Genomic DNA, 18,005 nt, shown 5'->3' with positions numbered 1-18,005 from the left:
GTCAGTTTTTCAACAGGCTGGATACATGCATAGTAATGGGATTGGATTTGATCAGGCAAGAAAAATTCCGTGCTGTAGACACTCAATAAGAGGGACTGATGACAAAAATTGTCTCTAAGGGCGGTTTGATGCACACGATTTTTCAACGCATATGCGCTTTGAAATCCCTGTTGTCTCATCCTTTTCGCCATGGTGAAAAGAGCAGGGGAAGGGGGCAAGAAGGATTTTCTGAGCGATGCGCGGCCGGGTGTGCGCAAGCCGACCTATTCAGCAGAGGAGGCGCGCCTGTTTTGATGAGATTCTTAAGTATGCAGGCCTGCCAGACGCATGCAAAAGCGCAGCAATAAACTGACTACGCCCAATGCCGCAATGCTGGCGAGCCAGATCAGGCATAGCCAGCCTACACGCTTGCGCCAGTTGGGGCGTGGGGTGTCTGCCTGAACAGACTTTGTCCCTGTTGTGTGCTTAATGGTAGTGCTCATCTCTATTCACCTTGCCCCTGAAAATATAGTAGCCCCAGGCGGTGTAAATTAAAATAATCGGGATGATCACCAGTGCGCCTATCAATGCAAACATCTGGCTGATATGCGGCGCTGCGGCAGCTTGTATCGGCAAGTCGGGCGGAATGATGTTAGGCCAGATGCTGATGCCCAGCCCGGCATAGCCCAGCAGAACCAGTGCCAGTGTGTAAAGGAATGGGCGGGTTTCAGCGTGCTGGCTCAGCGCACGCTGCAAGCGGTAAAAACACAACCCTACCAGCAACGGCACGGGCGACAGCCATAACAGATTCGGCATGCTGAACCATCGCTCAGCAATGCGGCTATCCATCCATGGCGTCCACACGCTGATGATGAAAATGATGGCAAACAAGGCGGTGGCGATGTGTTTTGACAGGCGGTAACAGCTGGCCTGTAGCGCGCCATCGGTTTTCATGATCAGCCAGGTGCTGCCGAGCAGGGCATAGGTGACCAGCAGCCCAAGGCCGGTAAACAGCGAAAACGGTGAAATCCAGTCCAGTGAGCCACCCGCATAGGCCTGGTTTGACATGGGGATTCCTTGCAGGTAAGCCCCTAGCGTCATGCCCTGAAAGAAGGTCGCCGCAACCGATCCGCCGGTAAATGCCTTGTCCCAGAAGTGCCTTTCGCTGTCCTTGGCGCGAAACCTGAATTCAAACGCCACCCCTCTAAAGATCAGTGCCATCAGCATCAGCAGCAAAGGCAGCGCAAACGCACTCAAAATCACTGAATAGGCTAAGGGGAAGGCGGCGAGCAAGCCGGCGCCCCCCAACACCAGCCATGTTTCATTACCATCCCACACCGGGGCCACCGTGTTCATCATGAGGTCACGGTCGCTTTTGTCTTTAAAAAAGGGATAAAGAATGCCTATACCAAGATCAAAGCCATCCATGATGATGTACATCATGATGCCAAACAGAATGATCGCAGCCCATATGAGAGACAAGTCCATTTATTGATCCTTTGATTGATCGTCAGCCTGAGTGCCAGCCTGGTGCTTTGCTGACTGCGCCGAAGCGGGTGTCTTCGTCTCCGGGTGAAACTCAGGGGCCAGCGTAAATGCAGTGGCGTGGTCAAGCTGCGGTGAAATGGCGTCGCCGTGCAGTGCCTCCCCGGTACTAGGGCCTGCTTTGAGCAGCCGGAGCATGAAGCGCGTGCCCATGCCAAACACTAACAGGTAAATGATGACAAACAGGCCCAAGGTCAGTGCCACCTCGCTGGCAGGGTGCGGCGTCACCGCCTCTGCAGTACGCAACACGCCATACACTACCCAGGGCTGGCGGCCGATTTCGGTGGTGAACCAGCCTGCCAGGATGGCAATAATGCCTGCGGGCCCCATGGCCACTGCAAACTTGAGGAACAGCGGCTGTTGATACAGTTGTTGTTTCAAGCGTAGCCACACGGAGGAGAATGCCAGCAAGATCATGAGCAAGCCCAGCGCCACCATCACGCGGAAGGTCCAGAAAATAATGGTGGCATTGGGCCGATCTTGAGGGGCGAATTGCTTGAGTGCAGGAATCTGCTCGGTCAATGAGTGACGCAAAATCAGGCTGCCAAGCACCGGGATTTCGAGGACAAAATGATTCTTTTCCTGTTGCATGTCTGGCCAGGCAAACAGAATCAGCGGCGTCGGTTCATTGCCTTTGTTCTCCCAGTGCGCTTCAATCGCGGCGATTTTGGCGGGTTGGTATTTGAGGGTATTCAAGCCATGCATATCGCCAATAAATGCTTGCAAAGGCGCAATCAGCAGAATCAGCCATAACCCCATGGACAACATTTTACGGATGCTGGCGTGATCCCGCTGCTTGAGCAAGTGCCAGGCAGCTGTCGCCACCACCAGCAAGGCTGTGGCCAGATAGGCACCGATGACCATGTGCATGAGCCGGTAAGGGAATGAGGGATTGAATATGATCTGCCACCAGTCCACCGGCACTACTTTACCGGCGATTAACTCAAAGCCCTGTGGCGTTTGCATCCAGCTATTCGAAGCCAGAATCCAGGTGGCAGAGATCAAGGTGCCAACCGCGACCATCAAGGTTGACAGAAAGTGCAGGCCTGGCCCGACCTTGTTCCAGCCAAACAGCATCACGCCGAGAAAACCCGCCTCAAGGAAGAAGGCGGTAAGCACTTCATAAGCCAGTAAAGGACCGGTCACGCCGCCGGCGACATTGGAGAAGCCAGCCCAGTTGGTGCCAAACTGGTAAGCCATCACCAGGCCAGATACCACGCCCATGCCAAAACATAGCGAGAACACTTTAATCCAGAAGTGGTAGAGATCCAGATACACGCTTTGTTTGGTCATGAGCCAGCGTGCTTCGAGGACTGCCAGGTAACTGGCCAAACCTATGGTTATGGCCGGGAAGATGATGTGAAACGAAATCGTAAAACCAAACTGGATACGCGCCAGCGTCAGTGCCAAATCAGACATATTGATCTTTCTACCACCTTACCTTCCCGCCGCCGGAGAGGGATATCGCCTGCTGTTGCGGAAATCAACAATATAGACCGTGTCTACGCCCATTAAGTTTGCCACAGGGCCGTCTGCAAGTAAAAAAATCTATCCTCGGCGTTTGCCTGACAAAGAGACGCCGTTTGATGACTTGTTGGTAAGAGCGCAGGCCCGCATAAGTAAAAAGCCTTGCAACAATGCAAGGCTTTTAGCAGACATCACTCACAAGATTAGTGCTGATCCATGTCTTTTAATAGTTGCTGCTGCAGCGCGATCTCGCTAGGCAATGCGGTGGCAACCATCAACGCGACACTATCGTTAGGCGCTAAACTGGATGGACCATGTTCAGCGGCGGCTTGTTCAGGGATCAAGTCAGCGATATGCAAGGCATCCGCTTGTGGCGGATGATCCGCTGGGGCCGCAAAAGCGGCAAACTCCAGCGGTGATTGTAAGAGGGTAGAAATATCCAGTTCGGTATCGCCCGCCTGTAATGAGGAGAGGACATGTTGCAACAATTGTGCATCAATCGCATCATCACTGGCATGCGGCAGATAATCCGCCGTCAATTGCGCGCTCAGTGTCATGGTTTGCAGACCTTGCACCTGCAAGCGTTCACCAGTCGCAGTCTCCAGCGAAACCTGAGCGCCATCCTGCGCCACAATACGCTCACCCTCACGTAACCAGTCCCCAGCGCTCAGTGGCCGGTGCTGGCCCATTGCGTTGACCGCCTCGACCTGACCATCCAGGTGTGAAATTTTTGCCACCATGCTATGCATCTTTATTCTCCTGGAAATATTATATCCTCATAACCTTACATGCCTAAGTCTGTCAAGCTTGGACAAGCTGAATATTACAAAAATTTGCCGAAAATTTGCAGCGTGAGTGGCATTTTGCAGATGGCTGGCCTGTGGCCAAAAAAATATAAAATATTTCGCAAAAAGTGGTTGACCAAGGGGCGTGGTCTCAGTAATATAGCGCCTTCAAACGACGTACCGATTCCTCAATAGCTCAGTCGGTAGAGCGCCGGACTGTTAATCCGTAGGTCCCTGGTTCGAGCCCAGGTTGAGGAGCCAACTAGATGCAAAAGTGGGCACTGTTAATTCAGTGCCCATTTTTTTCGTCTCAACAATCGCACTTGCCATGGCGTCATAACTTCCTGATATGGTCGCCTCTCCATCTTTAAGCACTATTTGCTGGATCAGCCCTTTTAAGTATTGTTTGCCGAAATTTGATTTGCGATCTGTGAGTTTCTCTTTAAGCACCTGAATAAATACTTTGATGTTCTTTTGATTGAGCGCATCGACTGGCATATCCTGCTGCCGCTTCATGGATGCAATCTCAAGCAAAATATCCTGTCGTCTGGTTTGGATGCTTCTTGATCTGGCTTGCAGTGTTTCGTCCATTGGCAGAAAGCCCTTCTCCACCGCTTCAAACAAACGCTCATTGCGCTGGTTTAACTCTTCCAGTTCTTTTTGTAGCGGCTGCGCGTTGTTGGACTGTTCTTTATTGCGCTGGACAACCCGTTTGCGCATCTCCTGCATCATGGTCGATACTCGCTCCGGCGTAAAAACCTTGTCTGCAAGGGTGGTCAGCACAAGATTGTCCAGTTTTTCCATTGAAACGGCAGGCATGGTGCACAAATGATTGCCCTTCCCAATGCGTGTATTGCATTTATAGTACCGATATCGCCCGCCTTTACCCGTTGCCAGCGTCATGCCTGCACCACAGATGCCACATTTCAATATGCCAGTGAGCAGTGTCGGGGAATTGACCAACCTCGGCGGCACTTTTGCGGGCGCGCGCTCCGCTCTGCGGATGCGTGCGTCCTCAAACGTGCTCGCCTCAATAATGGCAGGTATCTCGACCTTGATCCATTCGTCTGATGATTTCAGCTCGCCTGTTTTGTTGTTGCGCTTGTTAAAGTAATACTCGCCAATATAGGCTTTATTGCTTAGCACCTCATGCACTCGGCCACGGTTCCATTTTTGAGTGCGTAGCTTGATGTTTTTATCATTCAGATAGGTAGCAATTTCTTTTGCCCCCATGTGACCGTATTCGTTGCCAAACAGGTACAAATGAAAAATCTTTTTGACGATTTCAGATTCAACCGGATCAATGTCAATTTTCTTTTTCTTTTTGCCCTTGGCGCCCATGACCTCGATTTCAATCGCACGATAGCCAAAGGGTGCGCGTGATCCGTTCATAAAACCGCGTCTGGCATTTTCTTTCATGGCGCGGATTGTGTGTTTGCCGTTCTCTTTGCTCTGGTATTCATCAAATAAGCTGAATATTTTGCTAGCCATTTCGCCGGCAGGATCATCGCTTGTAATCTGAGTAATTGAAACCAGCTTGCAATGCGCCCGTTTTAATCTGCGCTCATAGTTCAAAAACTCGAACATATCGCGAAAGAAGCGTGACCGACTATGCACAATGATGGCCTCATAAGGTTCGCTGTCGCTCGTAGCGTCTGCAATCATTTGCTGAAAGACTGGTCGCCTGTCATCGGTGGCGGACGCACCTGGCTCGATATACTCCATCGCCACGACATAGCCATTTGCCTGACACCAGTCACGCATTTGATTAATCTGATCAGGGATGGATAAATCCTTTTCAGCTTGCCTGACTGTGGAAACTCTCGCGTAAAGTGCAACCGCCATTTTGGTTTACTCCTGGTCTTGTTCAATACGCTGCAATATCTCAGCTAAAATTTCTGGAAAAAACGTGCTGATATGCTGCAACTCTACTTCACTTACATTTTCATCGGCTTGCTGTTGATACAGAATGATCAGCAGCTCTATGGATTGCTTGCTCAATCATGATGGCACCCCCTTTCGTGCATAATCTATTCCCGCCCATTCCGTTCATCAAAATGACTCTCGGTGTATATCTTTTGCAACTCCCCTTCCAAGCCCTTATCACCGAACTGAATCAATAAAAATTTTCTGAATGCTCTAAACTGGTTTTCAGGCAAACTCGACTCAGCCACTAGAAGCACCATGTTTTTGCGCTCGTTGATCATTTCAATCAATTTACTTAATGCAATTACCATTCGCCTAACCTCATTTCATTCGCTCTACGGTCAACCTCTTGTTGCCATGTCAATGGATCATGAATTTCAGAAACGATATTGAATAAATGCTGAAACGTTTCATCCATGTATGACTTTTGATTCCCTGAATATAAAACATCGATTGCAGCCACTCTTTTAAGATAGCCATAAACACTCATTGCAATGCGAGTTAATCGCTCATCGTAAAGATCAAGCGGCTTATGTTCACGCTTGACGCCTAAACCTTGAAGTTGATCAATTTGGGCTAACAAATCAAGCCAGAGTGGATGCATATCCCACCGTGATCGGTTGCTGTCATCTGCTTTAATTCTTAATGTAGTGTGATTGGTTGAAAGCAATCGCAAAAGGTCTGCCTGACGTTCCTCAAGAGATTGCATAGATGAAATGCCTATTTTGCGGAGCTGATCTTTTCTGACCTGCCATTCAACACGCCAGACATCCTGATCCATCCCCCACAATTTGAAAAGCCAGTTTTTTTGACTTTGCTCATTGATTTCATCGACTTTGTTATAAACCCTTAGCACCACGTTTTCAGTGCCGAATTTAAACGTCTGGACTTTGCCATCTTTGCGATATTGGCTGTCTTTAGTTGAACGAGATACAAAACTATCTTCATCAAAATCGACCACTGGCAGATGGTAGTCAAACGCATAATCCACGCGCGACAATCGCTCAGGCTGTGCCTGAGTCAACCCTACGGATGCAGCCCAGTTTAAAAAACGCTTATGCAAATCCAGCAAGCTGTTATGCCATAAGGCAATACTGCGAAATTTGACGAAGAAGTTTGGACGGTTAAATTCGCCAAACTGAATGATGAACACATCATTTTCAATCAAAAATGGATAGCCGCTTGATGTGCCATGTGAAGCAAGCAAGAAATCTTCACAACCGAGCTTAATTGGCTTGGGCTTGTTTATCTTAGCCTTGATTAATGCCTCTTTCTGGGATGCTAAGTCCAGAAAGTCAAGTCTGGCCTGATCGAGCGGGATCAAGTAATAGGCACACTCAATGGTGTCGAAGCTGGAAAGAAGATATTTGAAATTCATTTATCCAGATTTTCCAAATAATCTTGGGAGCCATAAATTGAGCCATATAGTGCTGTTGGCTTTTCATTTCCTAGCTCTTTCTCATACTCCAAATAGTACTTATTGGCAGCACAACGAAATTGCGCACGTGCACCGCCTAGCTCATAGATTGTCTCAATCTCGTAACCTAAATGTTGTGAGACATCCCTCTCTTGATCTTGTACATGTCTTGGTGCTTCATGTATTGAATATGGTAAATTTTTTTCGAGATCGTCCAAAGCAAGAGTTAATAAATCAGCAATAATTTGAGTGCGATTTTTTTGAGGGTATAGTTCACTCAATGCAGCTATTTTTGCAGCAATATGAACAGGTAAACGAAGTGAAATTTGCTTGGAAACTAGTCGCCCGTTGTCGGGGCTTGACCACATATCATGTAAATGAGCTGATTTCATAATTTATCCGTATGTTGTTTGAATTTCAAATGAATCTAAAATAATAATATTTAAATGTCAATCAAATTAAAACACAAGGATAAATTTTTATTTTATTCTGTTGTTTATGTATTTAGAGCCCCCCGTGTTACATAAACGGGGTTACAGTTCAACTAACCATCAGGAATAAACCAGTGCAAGATCACTCCCATCTAGATTCAAAATATTTTATTACACACGATATCTACAATTGCCCTTACTGCAATAGGCGTCATGTTAAATATAGAAATCTTGGTTCCGAGGGTTTTCATTGGACTAGTGACAAAATTTGCTACATATGGAGAGTTATTTGTGAAAGCTGCCAACATATATCAATGCATTTGACTTTTTCAAACCTTCAAGATTCATCTTACGGTTTTGGCAGATTTAAAGATGACGTGGATTTAGATCAGGAATTTTTTTATTCGGTACCTACATCATTTTTTGTTGTCGATAACCGTATCCCCAAAGAAATAAGAGAGTTGATTTCAGAAGCTGAAGGTTGCGCAAAAATGAATTATCTAACTGGCGCATCTGCATGCACACGCAAAGGTATTTACGAGCTACTTGCACTGCAGAGGGTTGAAGGTGCGAATTACGACGATAAAATTGAAAGTTTAAGAAAAAAATATTTATTTATTGATCCTGTTTTATTTGAAATTTTAGGTCACATAAAAGATATGACCAGTGATCATGTTCATGAACAAAGTTGGATAGCGTGGGATAGTCGTAACTTACAGCTTTTTCTTGAAACATTTAAAGCCATTTTGCATGAAATTTACGTAATCCCAGATGAAAAATTAAAAAGAACTCAATCAATCAGAGATCTCAAAGAAAAATTAGGAAAAGCAAAAAACGTAGGTGTGCCTACAAAAAAAACTGCGTCTGAATAATTCAAGTTGGTGCGTATGTATAGATTCAAATTTTACAAGTTAGAATCCAGTTATCAGTTTTATCTAAGATGGTGAGCCAAATAGAAAAAGGCCTTGCAGAAATGCGAGGCCTTTTTGCTTTTCTGCAGCATTGCCTAGCGCTTCGCAATATCGGATCACCTTATCCTGATGCATTCTTTATCTCTCTCTTTGTTTATTTTGCAAACGCCTGATCATTGCTGTTTGCTTCCAAAGGCTTTCCTGCGCATGTCAAACAAGAATAACCTGTGTGAGGAGGAATCACTTGGAGCGTTGGTCGCTTGCTTGGTATGATGTGGTTTTTATATTTGTATAAATGTAATTGTGAACGTCTGTGCTGTTGTTTGTGCTTATGTGTTGCTGTTAACCAGCGCCCTTGTTTCGGAGGCTTCTGAAGAAGCGCTATTTCTTGAATCGGATGCTGCGCATAGTGACCGTGTGTTGAGAGTGCCTGAGCCTATGGTCTATGACCTGGTGCGACCGTTGGGGGTGAAGCAGGGCGATCTGGAGGTAAATGCGCTGGTGGATGTGAGTGCGGCGACTGGGGATGTCAGCTGGGCGCCTGAGCTTGAATATGGCCTGGCGGACGACATTGGGGTGGAGTTGGAATTGCCTATCGAGAATACGCGGCACGAACGCTATAAATTGGCCATTCAGCAGACGCTGCAGGTTTCCTCTGCGCGAGGCATGGCCACCGGTTGGCAGGCTTTTGTTGATATGCATAAACATAGTAAAACTGTTTCTGTCGATGCAACCTATATTGTCGCCAAACGATGGACTGAGCCATGGTCGTCGCTGAGTATGCTGGGACTGCGTGTACAGGATGTCAATCGGCGTGCCAGGGCTGGCTATTTGCTTAATCACTCGGTGTTTTATGATGCATCGACGCGCGTGACCTTGGGCATGGAAATAAATCAGGAAATCAGCCGCGGCGGTACTTGGCGTTACCGATTGACGCCACAAGTACATTTCGATGCGAGCGAGCGTTATACCTTGCAGATGGGTATGGCAGTCTCGACCTTGAACCCTGCGCAAAGCGCAGAAAAACTATGGAGTTTTAGGCTGATACGCTTGTTTTGAGCGCTACACTGATTTTGTGACAGGTGTTGCGATGCAAAAGCAAAAAGCGCCCGCAGGCGCTTTTTGGTGACTATATTTGGGACTATCTTGTTAAACCTTAAGTGCGTGCTCGATGCGGTCTAATGCTTCGCGTAAGTTTTCCATGCTGGTGGCAAACGAGATGCGGAAGTAGCCTTCTGCACCAAATGCGGAGCCAGGCACCACTGCCACATTATGTTCTTCGAGCAGGTACTCAGCGAGTGCCATATCGGTAGTTTCCTTGATTTTGCCAGCCTGGTGCAGGTTGGCAATGGCTTGGCGCGCATCCGGGAAGGCATAGAATGCGCCACCTGCCATCAGGCAGCTCAAGCCTGGCATGGCGTTAAAACGATCCACCACATATTTGTGGCGCTCGCGGAAAGCCGCAACCATGGGCTTGATGCAGTCTTGCGAACCGCTGAGGGCTGCCTCGGCCGCATATTGCGAAATCGAGGTTGGGTTGCTGGTAGACTGGCTTTGCAGGATTTCCATCGCCTTGATGATGTAGGCCGGGCCTGCGGCATAACCGATACGCCAGCCGGTCATGGAGTAAGCTTTGGACACCCCATTGAGCACAATGCAGCGGTCTTTGAGGCCTGGCGCGGCATTGAGGATGTTGTGGAATTTTTCGCCGGTCAGGTTGACGTGTTCATACATGTCATCAGTTGCGACCAGCACATGTGGATGTTTGAGCAGCACCTCGCCCAGCGCCTTGAGCTCGTCCAGGCTATAGACTGCGCCGGTTGGGTTGGAAGGTGAGTTAAACATCACCAGTTTGGTTTTGCTGTTGATTGCTGCTTCGAGTTGCGCGGGCAGCAGTTTAAAGCCTTGCTCAATCCCGCATTCAATAATCACCGGTTTTGCCTCTGCGACCATGGCAATGTCGGCATAGCTGACCCAGTAAGGGGCAGGCACGATGACTTCGTCGCCTGGGTTTAACACCGCAAGGCACAGGTTGAAAATGGTTTGCTTGCCACCGACGCCAACAATTACTTCATTGACTGCGTAATCAAAGCCATTTTCGTTCTTGAATTTGTTGACGATGGCTTTTTTGAGGGCAGGGATCCCGCTCACAGGGGTGTATTTGGTGTACCCGGCATCAATTGCTGCCTTGGCTGCATCTTTAATATGTTGTGGCGTGTCGAAATCAGGTTCGCCTGCCGCCAGGCCTATGATAGGACGGCCTTCGGACTTGTATTTGGCCGCTTTGGCTGTAATGGCCAGGGTGGGCGATTCTTTAATGGATAACACGCGTGCGGACAGCACGTTGGCAGCAGCTTGGTTCAAGATCACTTCCTTGTTGGGTCGTATGCTTAATAAGCAGGCTGCGTATGCAGCCTGCAAAAAAATGAAAAACGCAATATTTTACGCAAAAACAAGCGGATAGGGAAGTGAAAGGCGCGCGCGAGGCGCGCCAGTTGTTTTAAGCTGGTCGCCCCGGGCGGGGCGGTGAGGCGAAAATGATGACAGGAAGATTTAACATTGTTTGCCGCAGCCGAGATAAGCCTGGTAGACAGGCACCAGGGTGGGATCTATTTGTTGTAACTGGCCCTCAATCTCATGCACAGTGTGTTGGTCGCCCAGTTTCTGGGCCATTTCACCACGTCTAAACCAGGCCTCAACAAACTGTTTGTCCAGTTTGACGGCTTGGCTAAAGGCGGAGGCGGCGACATCAAAGTGCTTGAGTGACATTTCTGCCAGCCCCAGACTAAACCAGGCATCTGGGCTGCTTGTTTCTTGCTGGGTCCAAAGCTGGCTGACTTGTGCCAGTGCAGGCCAATCTTGACGGGATTCGGGCACGGCAGCACGCATATAGTAGGGTTTTTTGTCTTCGTCTTCCTCCCACAATGCTTTGCCTGACACAGGAAAGACGTTGCTGGCTGGCATTTTCTCCAGGGTCTCCAGCCACTCGACGGGCAATGCAAAGTGAATGCTGCCACCATTGCCTGCCGTTTTAAATGTATTGATGCCTACCAGTTTGCCATCCATGTCAAACAAGCCGCTGCCGCTGGCTCCCATGAGAAACTTGGCGCTGCTGCGGATCATATTGCCGGCAGGCGTGGGATACAAGCCCTGAATTTCACCAATAGAGGTGATGGGTGCAGGCACACCATTTGAGTGTCCAATCGCGGTGATTTCCTGGCCGCGACTCAAGGCCAGGCTGTTGCCGCGCGGGACTGGCTTGAAGGGCATATTGCTAGTGGTCACCAGACACAAATCATGCCAGGCATCTGCGCGTACGCTGGTGATTGGGTAGCTGTCTTCGCCACGCGAGACCCAGGGCTGTTTGGTTGCGCGCAAGACATGGCAATTGGTCACCACTGAATTGTCGCTGACCACCACGCCGGAACCATACGCCATGCCACCTTCCTGATTGTAGCCGCGGATCATGACCACGCCAAAGTAAGCTTCCATCAGGGCTTGCTGATTGTAGGCTTGCGCCGCTGGTGTACCGAGTGCCAAAATGGCTATTAAAAGGAATTTCACGCGACCCCCAAAAGAATATGATTCATTGTGGTTTAACTGACTGGTGATTGCGATAAAAGTTCAGGCGCAAAGTAGTTGAGAAAATTGTAAATCATATGCCTGCCTGCGCAAAAGCAGTTAAAATAGAATCTATATTATTTATCCCATGCACAGACTGTTGTTGTGATCGTTACTTTCCCCGGTAGTAAATATGAATTACACCAGCCCTTTCCGCCGGCTGGGGATCAACCACAGGCAATTGAAAAATTGACGCAGGGGATTCATGACGGCCTCAAGTTTCAAACCTTGCTGGGGGTGACAGGCTCTGGCAAGACCTACACCATGGCGAACGTGATTGCGCGCACCGGCAAACCGGCGATTGTCATGGCACCGAATAAAACCTTGGCTGCACAGCTTTATAGCGAGTTCCGCGAGTTTTTCCCCAATAATGCCGTCGAGTATTTCGTCAGCTATTACGATTATTACCAGCCGGAAGCCTACGTGCCTTCGCGCGACCTGTTTATCGAAAAAGACTCCAGCATCAACGAACACATTGAGCAGATGCGTTTGTCAGCGACCAAAGCCTTGCTCGAGCGCGAAGATGCCGTGATTGTGGCTACTGTTTCGGCCATTTACGGTATTGGTGATCCAGGCGAATACCATGGCATGGTGTTGCATATTCATCAGGGTAAAAAGATTGCACAAAAAGACATTGTTGCGCACCTGATTGCCATGCAGTATGACCGCAACGACTTTGACTTTAGCCGGGGCTGCTTCCGTGTCCGGGGCGACATTATTGACGTGTTCCCTTCAGAGAACAGTGAAACGGCGGTCAGAATCAATCTGTTTGATGACGAGATTGATACCATTCAGTTGTTTGATCCGCTGACGGGCCAGATTTTTAACAAGATACACAATTTCCGTATTTTCCCGTCCAGCCATTATGTGACCGCGCGTGAAGCGACGGTAAGGGCCATGGAAACCATCAAGGAAGAACTGCGTCAGCGCGTCAGTTTTTTCCTGAGTGAAAACAAGCTGGTAGAAGCGCAGCGCATCGAACAGCGCACGCGTTTTGATCTCGAAATGCTTAACGAAATCGGCTTTTGCAAAGGCATTGAAAACTACAGCCGTCATTTGACGGGCCGCAACCCCGGCGACCCGCCGCCGACATTGATTGATTACCTGCCCGCTGAAGCGCTGATGATCATAGACGAGAGCCATGTGACCGTGCCGCAAATTGGCGGTATGTATCTGGGTGATCGCTCACGCAAGGCTAACCTGGTGGATTATGGCTGGCGCCTGCCCTCGGCTATGGATAATCGTCCGCTCAAGTTTGAAGAGTTTGAGCGTATTATGCGGCAATGCGTATTTGTCTCGGCCACGCCTGCCAATTACGAAAAAGAGCATCAGCAGCAAGTGGTGGAAATGATTGCTCGGCCAACCGGACTGGTAGACCCTGAAATTACCGTCAAACCTGCCGATACTCAGGTAGATGATCTGCTCGGCGAGATCAAACGCTGTGTCGCCGTGGGCGAACGCGTGCTAGCAACAACCCTGACCAAGCGCATGGCTGAAGACCTGACGGATTACCTGAGCGAACATGGCGTCAAGGTCCGCTATTTGCATAGCGATATCGATACGGTGGAACGCGTGGAGATCATCCGTGACTTGCGCCTGGGTGAGTTTGATGTGCTGGTCGGCATTAACCTGCTACGTGAGGGCCTGGACATCCCCGAGGTGTCGCTGGTGGCCGTGCTGGATGCCGATAAAGAGGGCTTTTTGCGCTCTGAGCGGTCATTGATTCAAACAGCGGGCCGTGCGGCGCGTAATTTGAATGGGCGCGTCATTTTTTATGCCAATAGCATCACACGCAGCATGAAACTGGCGATGGATGAAGGGGACCGTCGCCGCAAGATTCAATTGGCGTTTAACGCGGAGCATGGCATTACGCCCAAAGGCGTCACCAAGCGCATTAAAGACATCATTGATGGCGTCTATGACAAGGATGAGGCCCAGCGTGAACGCAAGGCTGCGCAGGAACAGGCCAGCTATGAAAGCATGAGCGAAAAAATGCTGACCAAGGAAATCAAGCGCATTGAAAAAGCCATGCACGACGCGGCCAAAAACCTTGAGTTTGAAAAGGCGGCCCAATTCAGGGATCAACTCAAAAAACTCAAGTTACAGGCCTTTGGTGCCGAAGTAGAAGATTTGAAATGAGCATAGTAAACACCTGTATTGGATCAATCGCTGCCGTGTGCACCACGTTAGCCTTTATCCCACAAGTTTTGCAATCATGGCGTACCAGGGATTTAAGCGGCATCTCGTTGCCGATGTACACCATTTTCACTTCTGGCGTGGTGTTATGGCTGATTTATGGTCTCTTGATCGGAGATTGGCCGGTGATTATCGCCAATGCGGTGACGGCATTGCTGGCAGGGACTGTTCTTTGCTTAAAGTTGAAATCTATATTAAAAGTTTGAGTCACACCTTTATTCTTTTGTTATAACTATTTTTATTTATTAGGATACGACCATGAAAAAAATTACAAAAGCAGTCTTCCCGGTGGCAGGGCTAGGGACCCGATTTTTGCCAGCGACCAAGGCTAGCCCTAAGGAAATGCTGCCTGTCGTCGATAAGCCGCTGATTCAATATGCAGCCGAAGAGGCGATTGCCGCTGGCGCAACCGAGTTAATTTTTATCACGGGTCGCAACAAACGTTCGATTGCTGACCACTTTGACAAGGCCTATGAACTGGAAGCCGAACTCGAGGCGGCCGGCAAGCAAAAACTGCTGGATATCGTGCACAGCATTCTGCCCAAAGGGGTCAGCTGCGTGTTTATCCGCCAGTCACAAGCATTGGGCCTGGGCCATGCCGTGCTTTGCGCCAAGCCTGTGGTCGGGGATGAGCCATTTTCAGTCTTACTTGCGGACGATTTGCTGGTTGGTGATGTATCCATCACGAAGCAAATGGTAGACATGTATGAAGAGCAGCAATGCTCCATTTTGGGCATTGAAACGGTTGCACCGGAAGAAACCAGCAGCTATGGTGTGGTGGATGCCGTGGCAAAAACCGATGACTTGCTCGAAGTGAAAGGCATGGTAGAAAAACCAAAACCGGAAGAAGCGCCTTCCAACCTGGCCGTGGTCGGTCGTTATGTGTTGAGCCCACGCATTTTTGAGTGCCTGGAGCACGTCAAGCCAGGCAAAGGCGGCGAAATTCAGCTGACAGACGGTATTTCTGCCTTGATGCAGTACGAGAAAGTCATGGCGTACCGCTACAAGGGCAAACGCTATGATTGCGGCAGCAAACTCGGCTTTATGCAGGCCAACGTTGAGTTGGGTCTCAAACATCCCGAAATCGCCGACAGCTTCAGAGCGTATCTGAAAACCCTGAGCCTCTAACGCGCATGGTTGCACCGCAGGATCAACCGCCGGCGCACTGGCTGGCGCAGTCGCAGGTGGTATTTACCGCAGAAGAGGTCAACGCCGCCATGGAGCGCGTTGCGTTACAGTTGCAGCAGCGCATGCAAGACCTTGCTAGCGAAAGCATCGTGTTGCTTTGCGTGATGCGTGGCGGCCTTTATCTGGCCGGTCAATTAATGGCGCGACTCAATCTGCCAGCACGAATAGACTACTTGCAGGCCAATCGCTATCACGGCACGGCTGGCCATGAAATTGTCTGGAGCAAGCAGCCCGAGTTAGACCTGCGTGACCAAACTGTGGTGATTGTGGACGATATTCTGGATGAGGGGATTACCTTGGCAGAAGTGGTGCGCTTTTGCCATGCGGCAGGTGCGCGCCACGTGCTCACCGCGGTGCTGACTGAAAAAGACAATGGCTTGCAAAAGCCATTGCAAGCCGATGTGGTCGGGTTGGTGGTGCCAAACCGCTACGTATTTGGCTGCGGCATGGACGTGTATGGCTGGTGGCGCAATTTGCCCGAGATTCGTGCTTTAATCTAGTCACCGCATGCATTGCACGCTGCTCTGCTCAATCCTGTTTTTTCTTAGAACGCATCCTTCTTCTTAAATAGATTTGCTAACGGAGAGGCGCGTTGCCTTTCCATTAGCAATTTATCAGGCTGATGCTCTGGCGCATGATCAATTTTTGCGCGGCGGGAAAATGCTTTTTTTCACCAACGCATGCACGCCCCAGTTGCCATCCACCACCTGCGTAATGCCAAAGTCAACCGCAATTGACATCAGTGAGATCGCCTCGTCTTCACTCAATCCTTGGGTAGTCATCAAGAAATCGCGCATTTTGCGGTAGGCATCGCGCAAGGCTAAATCGACCGAGGATTTGGCAAAAATACTATTCTGCGCATCTGGCCCCAAGTCCGCCAGGTAGTTTGGATAACTGAATCCATGAAGCAGCCATTCATCTTGCGTTTCCAGCAGTGGATATTTCAGGCTTTCCAGTGCCGTGCCGGGCAGGCTGGCTTTTTTATGCAAAATCAGCTGAAAAGTGCCGGTCAGAGAACACTCGATGGCCGTGCCACACAGCTCGGAATCGCCTTGTGACGCATGCGGATCGCCGACCGAAAATAAGCCGCCTGACACCGATACCGGGTAGTAGAGCGTGGCGCCTTTACCAATGCGCCAGTTATCTATGTTGCCGCCGGTGTAGTTGGGTGGAATCGAGTTGACCATGTCGGCTTCACTCGGCGCGACCCCCATGGTACCGAAGTGCGGACGGATAGGGATACGGACGTTTTTCAGTACATTGTGATTTTCTTTGATGGTTTTATGGTCGACCGGGACGCCGGGGTAGTCAATGATGGGGTGCACAATTCCGAATGGATCGATTTGTGGCGTCCAGCGGAAGTTATACACTGCGGATGCATAGTTTCTTTCCCCGGTCGCATCGACTTCATAAATGGTGATCACTTCACGTTTTTTTGGCTCCTCTATCGTGTCACCGTAATGAAACCCCCACCAGGCAGCAGCATTACTGCCAAAGGCCTTGCCCTTGTATAAGGGGTTAGCGCTGGGTCTGGGGGTGACATCCACAATGCGGACTTCCAGAATATCACCCGGCTCAGCGCCCTTAACTGCAATCGGCCCGGTACAAATATGGACACCTAAGCCACCCCCTGCGCCCACTTTGGCATTCATGGCGCCTATCCCGCGACGGTCTACTCCTTTGCGTTTGCTATCCCAGTAAAACACACTTTCTGCGCCCGCATCGCCTCTCACCATCCGTTCGGCATCATCATTGGCATGGTGGGTCAGGGTTTCCAGGGTCACATAGTCACCAGACTCGACCTCAATTAACGGTTTGAGGGATTTACTGAAAAATCCCCAATGGACCGTTTTGTCATTGGCAGGGACATAAAAATGATTGGCGCGGCCCGTACCGACCTTGGGACTCTGGGCAAAGGCGTTTGACGACATGGTAATCCCCATCGCGCCAAGCGCGGCAGTGGTGCTGCCGACGGCAAAGGCATCTTTTAAAAAAGACCTCCTTGCCTCGTGAAACTCTTCTTTGATGTGTGCTTCATTACCTGGGGTAACGCCATGCTGACAACCGGGACTACAAGTATGCTCTGACATATTGAAAGACTCCACTGGGTTAAGAATGTGCAAGTGAGCTCGTTAACATGGCGCTGCTAGGCGTGATAGTCGTTGGCTCAACGAACAAGGCTTGAGAGCGGCTGAATGACGAAATAAGAGGTGTGCATGCCGCCTATGGGGGGCTGGCTGAATATGGGGAAGTGCGCTCTATGACCTGTTACTCTTTTACTCTGACCACCGATCTCGCGGGCCTGAAGAAAAGAGAAACAGAAGGGCTGATCACCATTGCACGGTTTACTGCCAAGCTTGCTTGTTACTATGCTCGCACCGAAGTCATGGTTGATTAATACGTTAAACAACGTAGTCGAGCTTGATGCAGGACCAGGCAGTTATTGATGCCACGGGGTTGTCGGATCAGTCAGGACGGGGCTTGCGCGCTTGCTAGAACTGTTGCGACGATCAGACGAGATCAAACATGACGCTTTAAA

General features: G+C 49.5%; 18 protein-coding genes and 1 tRNA gene. 7 read left to right on the top strand and 12 right to left on the bottom strand.

Translation table 11 applies throughout. From position 1 onward, the window contains the following. Nucleotides 1-302 precede the first annotated feature (302 nt). The 4 genes from INP77_RS05470 to INP77_RS05455 form a co-directional block, all read right to left on the bottom strand. Complete coding sequence (locus INP77_RS05470) at nt 303-482, bottom strand: DUF2474 domain-containing protein (RefSeq protein WP_194747917.1); 180 nt, start codon at nt 480-482, stop codon at nt 303-305. After that, complete coding sequence (cydB, locus tag INP77_RS05465; RefSeq protein WP_194747915.1) at nt 466-1,467, bottom strand: cytochrome d ubiquinol oxidase subunit II; 1,002 nt, start codon at nt 1,465-1,467, stop codon at nt 466-468. The genes INP77_RS05470 and cydB overlap by 17 nt, the downstream gene beginning before the upstream one ends. Further along, nucleotides 1,468-2,943 (bottom strand): cytochrome ubiquinol oxidase subunit I, encoded by a 1,476-nt coding sequence (locus INP77_RS05460; RefSeq protein ID WP_194747913.1) that lies wholly within the window; start codon nt 2,941-2,943, stop codon nt 1,468-1,470. 251 nt (nt 2,944-3,194) lie between these two features. After that, on the bottom strand, nt 3,195-3,740 hold the full coding sequence (locus INP77_RS05455) for a hypothetical protein (protein WP_228518742.1): 546 nt from the start codon (nt 3,738-3,740) through the stop codon (nt 3,195-3,197). 221 nt (nt 3,741-3,961) lie between these two features. Here INP77_RS05455 and INP77_RS05450 point away from each other — a divergent pair. Then, nucleotides 3,962-4,037, top strand: a tRNA-Asn gene (locus tag INP77_RS05450). Here INP77_RS05450 and INP77_RS15065 read toward each other — a convergent pair. The 5 genes from INP77_RS15065 to INP77_RS05420 are packed head-to-tail and all read right to left on the bottom strand — an operon-like array spanning nt 3,996 to nt 7,511. Next, entirely contained in the window at nt 3,996-5,621 is a 1,626-nt protein-coding gene (locus INP77_RS15065; RefSeq protein WP_368667926.1) for a recombinase family protein, read from the bottom strand. The two genes, INP77_RS05450 and INP77_RS15065, sit on opposite strands and share 42 nt — an antisense overlap. A gap of 6 nt (nt 5,622-5,627) precedes the next feature. Continuing rightward, nucleotides 5,628-5,777 carry a hypothetical protein gene (locus INP77_RS05435; RefSeq protein WP_194747911.1) on the bottom strand — a complete coding sequence of 50 codons (150 nt, stop codon included), beginning with the start codon at nt 5,775-5,777 and terminating at the stop codon, nt 5,628-5,630. 29 nt (nt 5,778-5,806) lie between these two features. Next, on the bottom strand, nt 5,807-6,013 hold the full coding sequence (locus tag INP77_RS05430) for a hypothetical protein (protein WP_194747909.1): 207 nt from the start codon (nt 6,011-6,013) through the stop codon (nt 5,807-5,809). After that, nucleotides 6,007-7,080, bottom strand: coding sequence for a hypothetical protein (locus INP77_RS05425; protein WP_194747907.1), 1,074 nt, complete (start codon nt 7,078-7,080; stop codon nt 6,007-6,009). Before INP77_RS05425 ends, INP77_RS05430 begins: the two co-directional genes overlap by 7 nt. Then, a complete protein-coding gene (locus INP77_RS05420) occupies nt 7,077-7,511 on the bottom strand; it encodes a hypothetical protein (RefSeq protein WP_194747905.1) in 435 nt (144 codons plus the stop codon). Before INP77_RS05420 ends, INP77_RS05425 begins: the two co-directional genes overlap by 4 nt. Nucleotides 7,512-7,864: 353 nt before the next feature. On the opposite strand from INP77_RS05420, the gene INP77_RS05415 reads away from it, so the two are divergent. Beyond that, complete coding sequence (locus INP77_RS05415) at nt 7,865-8,422, top strand: hypothetical protein (protein WP_194747904.1); 558 nt, start codon at nt 7,865-7,867, stop codon at nt 8,420-8,422. Between the two features lie 342 nt (nt 8,423-8,764). Further along, nucleotides 8,765-9,520 carry a hypothetical protein gene (locus tag INP77_RS05410; RefSeq protein ID WP_368667912.1) on the top strand — a complete coding sequence of 252 codons (756 nt, stop codon included), beginning with the start codon at nt 8,765-8,767 and terminating at the stop codon, nt 9,518-9,520. Between the two features lie 90 nt (nt 9,521-9,610). Here INP77_RS05410 and INP77_RS05405 read toward each other — a convergent pair whose 3' ends face one another. Together INP77_RS05405 and INP77_RS05400 are read right to left on the bottom strand one after the other, a co-directional pair. Continuing rightward, entirely contained in the window at nt 9,611-10,825 is a 1,215-nt protein-coding gene (locus INP77_RS05405) for a pyridoxal phosphate-dependent aminotransferase (RefSeq protein ID WP_194747902.1), read from the bottom strand. A gap of 189 nt (nt 10,826-11,014) precedes the next feature. Then, nucleotides 11,015-12,025: a tetratricopeptide repeat-containing serine protease family protein gene (locus INP77_RS05400; RefSeq protein WP_194747900.1), complete on the bottom strand. Its 1,011-nt coding sequence runs from the start codon at nt 12,023-12,025 to the stop codon at nt 11,015-11,017. A 162-nt stretch (nt 12,026-12,187) separates the two neighbouring features. On the opposite strand from INP77_RS05400, the gene uvrB reads away from it, so the two are divergent. Genes uvrB through INP77_RS05380 form a run of 4 tightly spaced genes read left to right on the top strand, consistent with a single transcriptional unit; the run spans nt 12,188 to nt 15,966 of the window. Continuing rightward, on the top strand, nt 12,188-14,221 hold the full coding sequence (gene uvrB, locus INP77_RS05395; RefSeq protein WP_194747899.1) for an excinuclease ABC subunit UvrB: 2,034 nt from the start codon (nt 12,188-12,190) through the stop codon (nt 14,219-14,221). Continuing rightward, nucleotides 14,218-14,484: a SemiSWEET transporter gene (locus tag INP77_RS05390; RefSeq protein ID WP_194747897.1), complete on the top strand. Its 267-nt coding sequence runs from the start codon at nt 14,218-14,220 to the stop codon at nt 14,482-14,484. The genes uvrB and INP77_RS05390 overlap by 4 nt, the downstream gene beginning before the upstream one ends. A 52-nt stretch (nt 14,485-14,536) precedes the next feature. Beyond that, complete coding sequence (gene galU, locus INP77_RS05385; RefSeq protein WP_194747895.1) at nt 14,537-15,406, top strand: UTP--glucose-1-phosphate uridylyltransferase GalU; 870 nt, start codon at nt 14,537-14,539, stop codon at nt 15,404-15,406. A 5-nt stretch (nt 15,407-15,411) separates the two neighbouring features. Beyond that, a complete protein-coding gene (locus INP77_RS05380; RefSeq protein ID WP_194747893.1) occupies nt 15,412-15,966 on the top strand; it encodes a hypoxanthine-guanine phosphoribosyltransferase in 555 nt (184 codons plus the stop codon). A 138-nt stretch (nt 15,967-16,104) separates the two neighbouring features. On the opposite strand, the gene INP77_RS05375 is transcribed toward INP77_RS05380, so the two are convergent. Then, nucleotides 16,105-17,556, bottom strand: coding sequence for an acetamidase/formamidase family protein (locus tag INP77_RS05375; protein WP_194747892.1), 1,452 nt, complete (start codon nt 17,554-17,556; stop codon nt 16,105-16,107). Between the last annotated feature and the right edge of the window lie 449 nt (nt 17,557-18,005).

This window comes from Methylophilus sp. 13, from assembly GCF_015354335.1.
In the GTDB taxonomy this organism is placed as follows: Bacteria; Pseudomonadota; Gammaproteobacteria; order Burkholderiales; family Methylophilaceae; genus Methylophilus; species Methylophilus glucosoxydans.
Note: the sequence above shows the minus strand (reverse complement) of the source record. Positions and strands in the feature narration are given on the sequence as shown.

Excerpts from the sequence above, each read along its gene's own strand:
- INP77_RS05470 (WP_194747917.1), bottom strand. The coding sequence starts at position 482 with ATGAGCACTACCATTAAGCACACAACAGGGACAAAGTCTGTTCAGGCA.
- cydB (WP_194747915.1), bottom strand. The coding sequence starts at position 1,467 with ATGGACTTGTCTCTCATATGGGCTGCGATCATTCTGTTTGGCATCATG.
- INP77_RS05460 (WP_194747913.1), bottom strand. The coding sequence starts at position 2,943 with ATGTCTGATTTGGCACTGACGCTGGCGCGTATCCAGTTTGGTTTTACG.
- INP77_RS05455 (WP_228518742.1), bottom strand. The coding sequence starts at position 3,740 with ATGCATAGCATGGTGGCAAAAATTTCACACCTGGATGGTCAGGTCGAG.
- INP77_RS15065 (WP_368667926.1), bottom strand. The coding sequence starts at position 5,621 with ATGGCGGTTGCACTTTACGCGAGAGTTTCCACAGTCAGGCAAGCTGAA.
- INP77_RS05430 (WP_194747909.1), bottom strand. The coding sequence starts at position 6,013 with ATGGTAATTGCATTAAGTAAATTGATTGAAATGATCAACGAGCGCAAA.
- INP77_RS05425 (WP_194747907.1), bottom strand. The coding sequence starts at position 7,080 with ATGAATTTCAAATATCTTCTTTCCAGCTTCGACACCATTGAGTGTGCC.
- INP77_RS05420 (WP_194747905.1), bottom strand. The coding sequence starts at position 7,511 with ATGAAATCAGCTCATTTACATGATATGTGGTCAAGCCCCGACAACGGG.
- INP77_RS05415 (WP_194747904.1), top strand. The coding sequence starts at position 7,865 with ATGCATTTGACTTTTTCAAACCTTCAAGATTCATCTTACGGTTTTGGC.
- INP77_RS05390 (WP_194747897.1), top strand. The coding sequence starts at position 14,218 with ATGAGCATAGTAAACACCTGTATTGGATCAATCGCTGCCGTGTGCACC.
- galU (WP_194747895.1), top strand. The coding sequence starts at position 14,537 with ATGAAAAAAATTACAAAAGCAGTCTTCCCGGTGGCAGGGCTAGGGACC.
- INP77_RS05380 (WP_194747893.1), top strand. The coding sequence starts at position 15,412 with ATGGTTGCACCGCAGGATCAACCGCCGGCGCACTGGCTGGCGCAGTCG.
- INP77_RS05375 (WP_194747892.1), bottom strand. The coding sequence starts at position 17,556 with ATGTCAGAGCATACTTGTAGTCCCGGTTGTCAGCATGGCGTTACCCCA.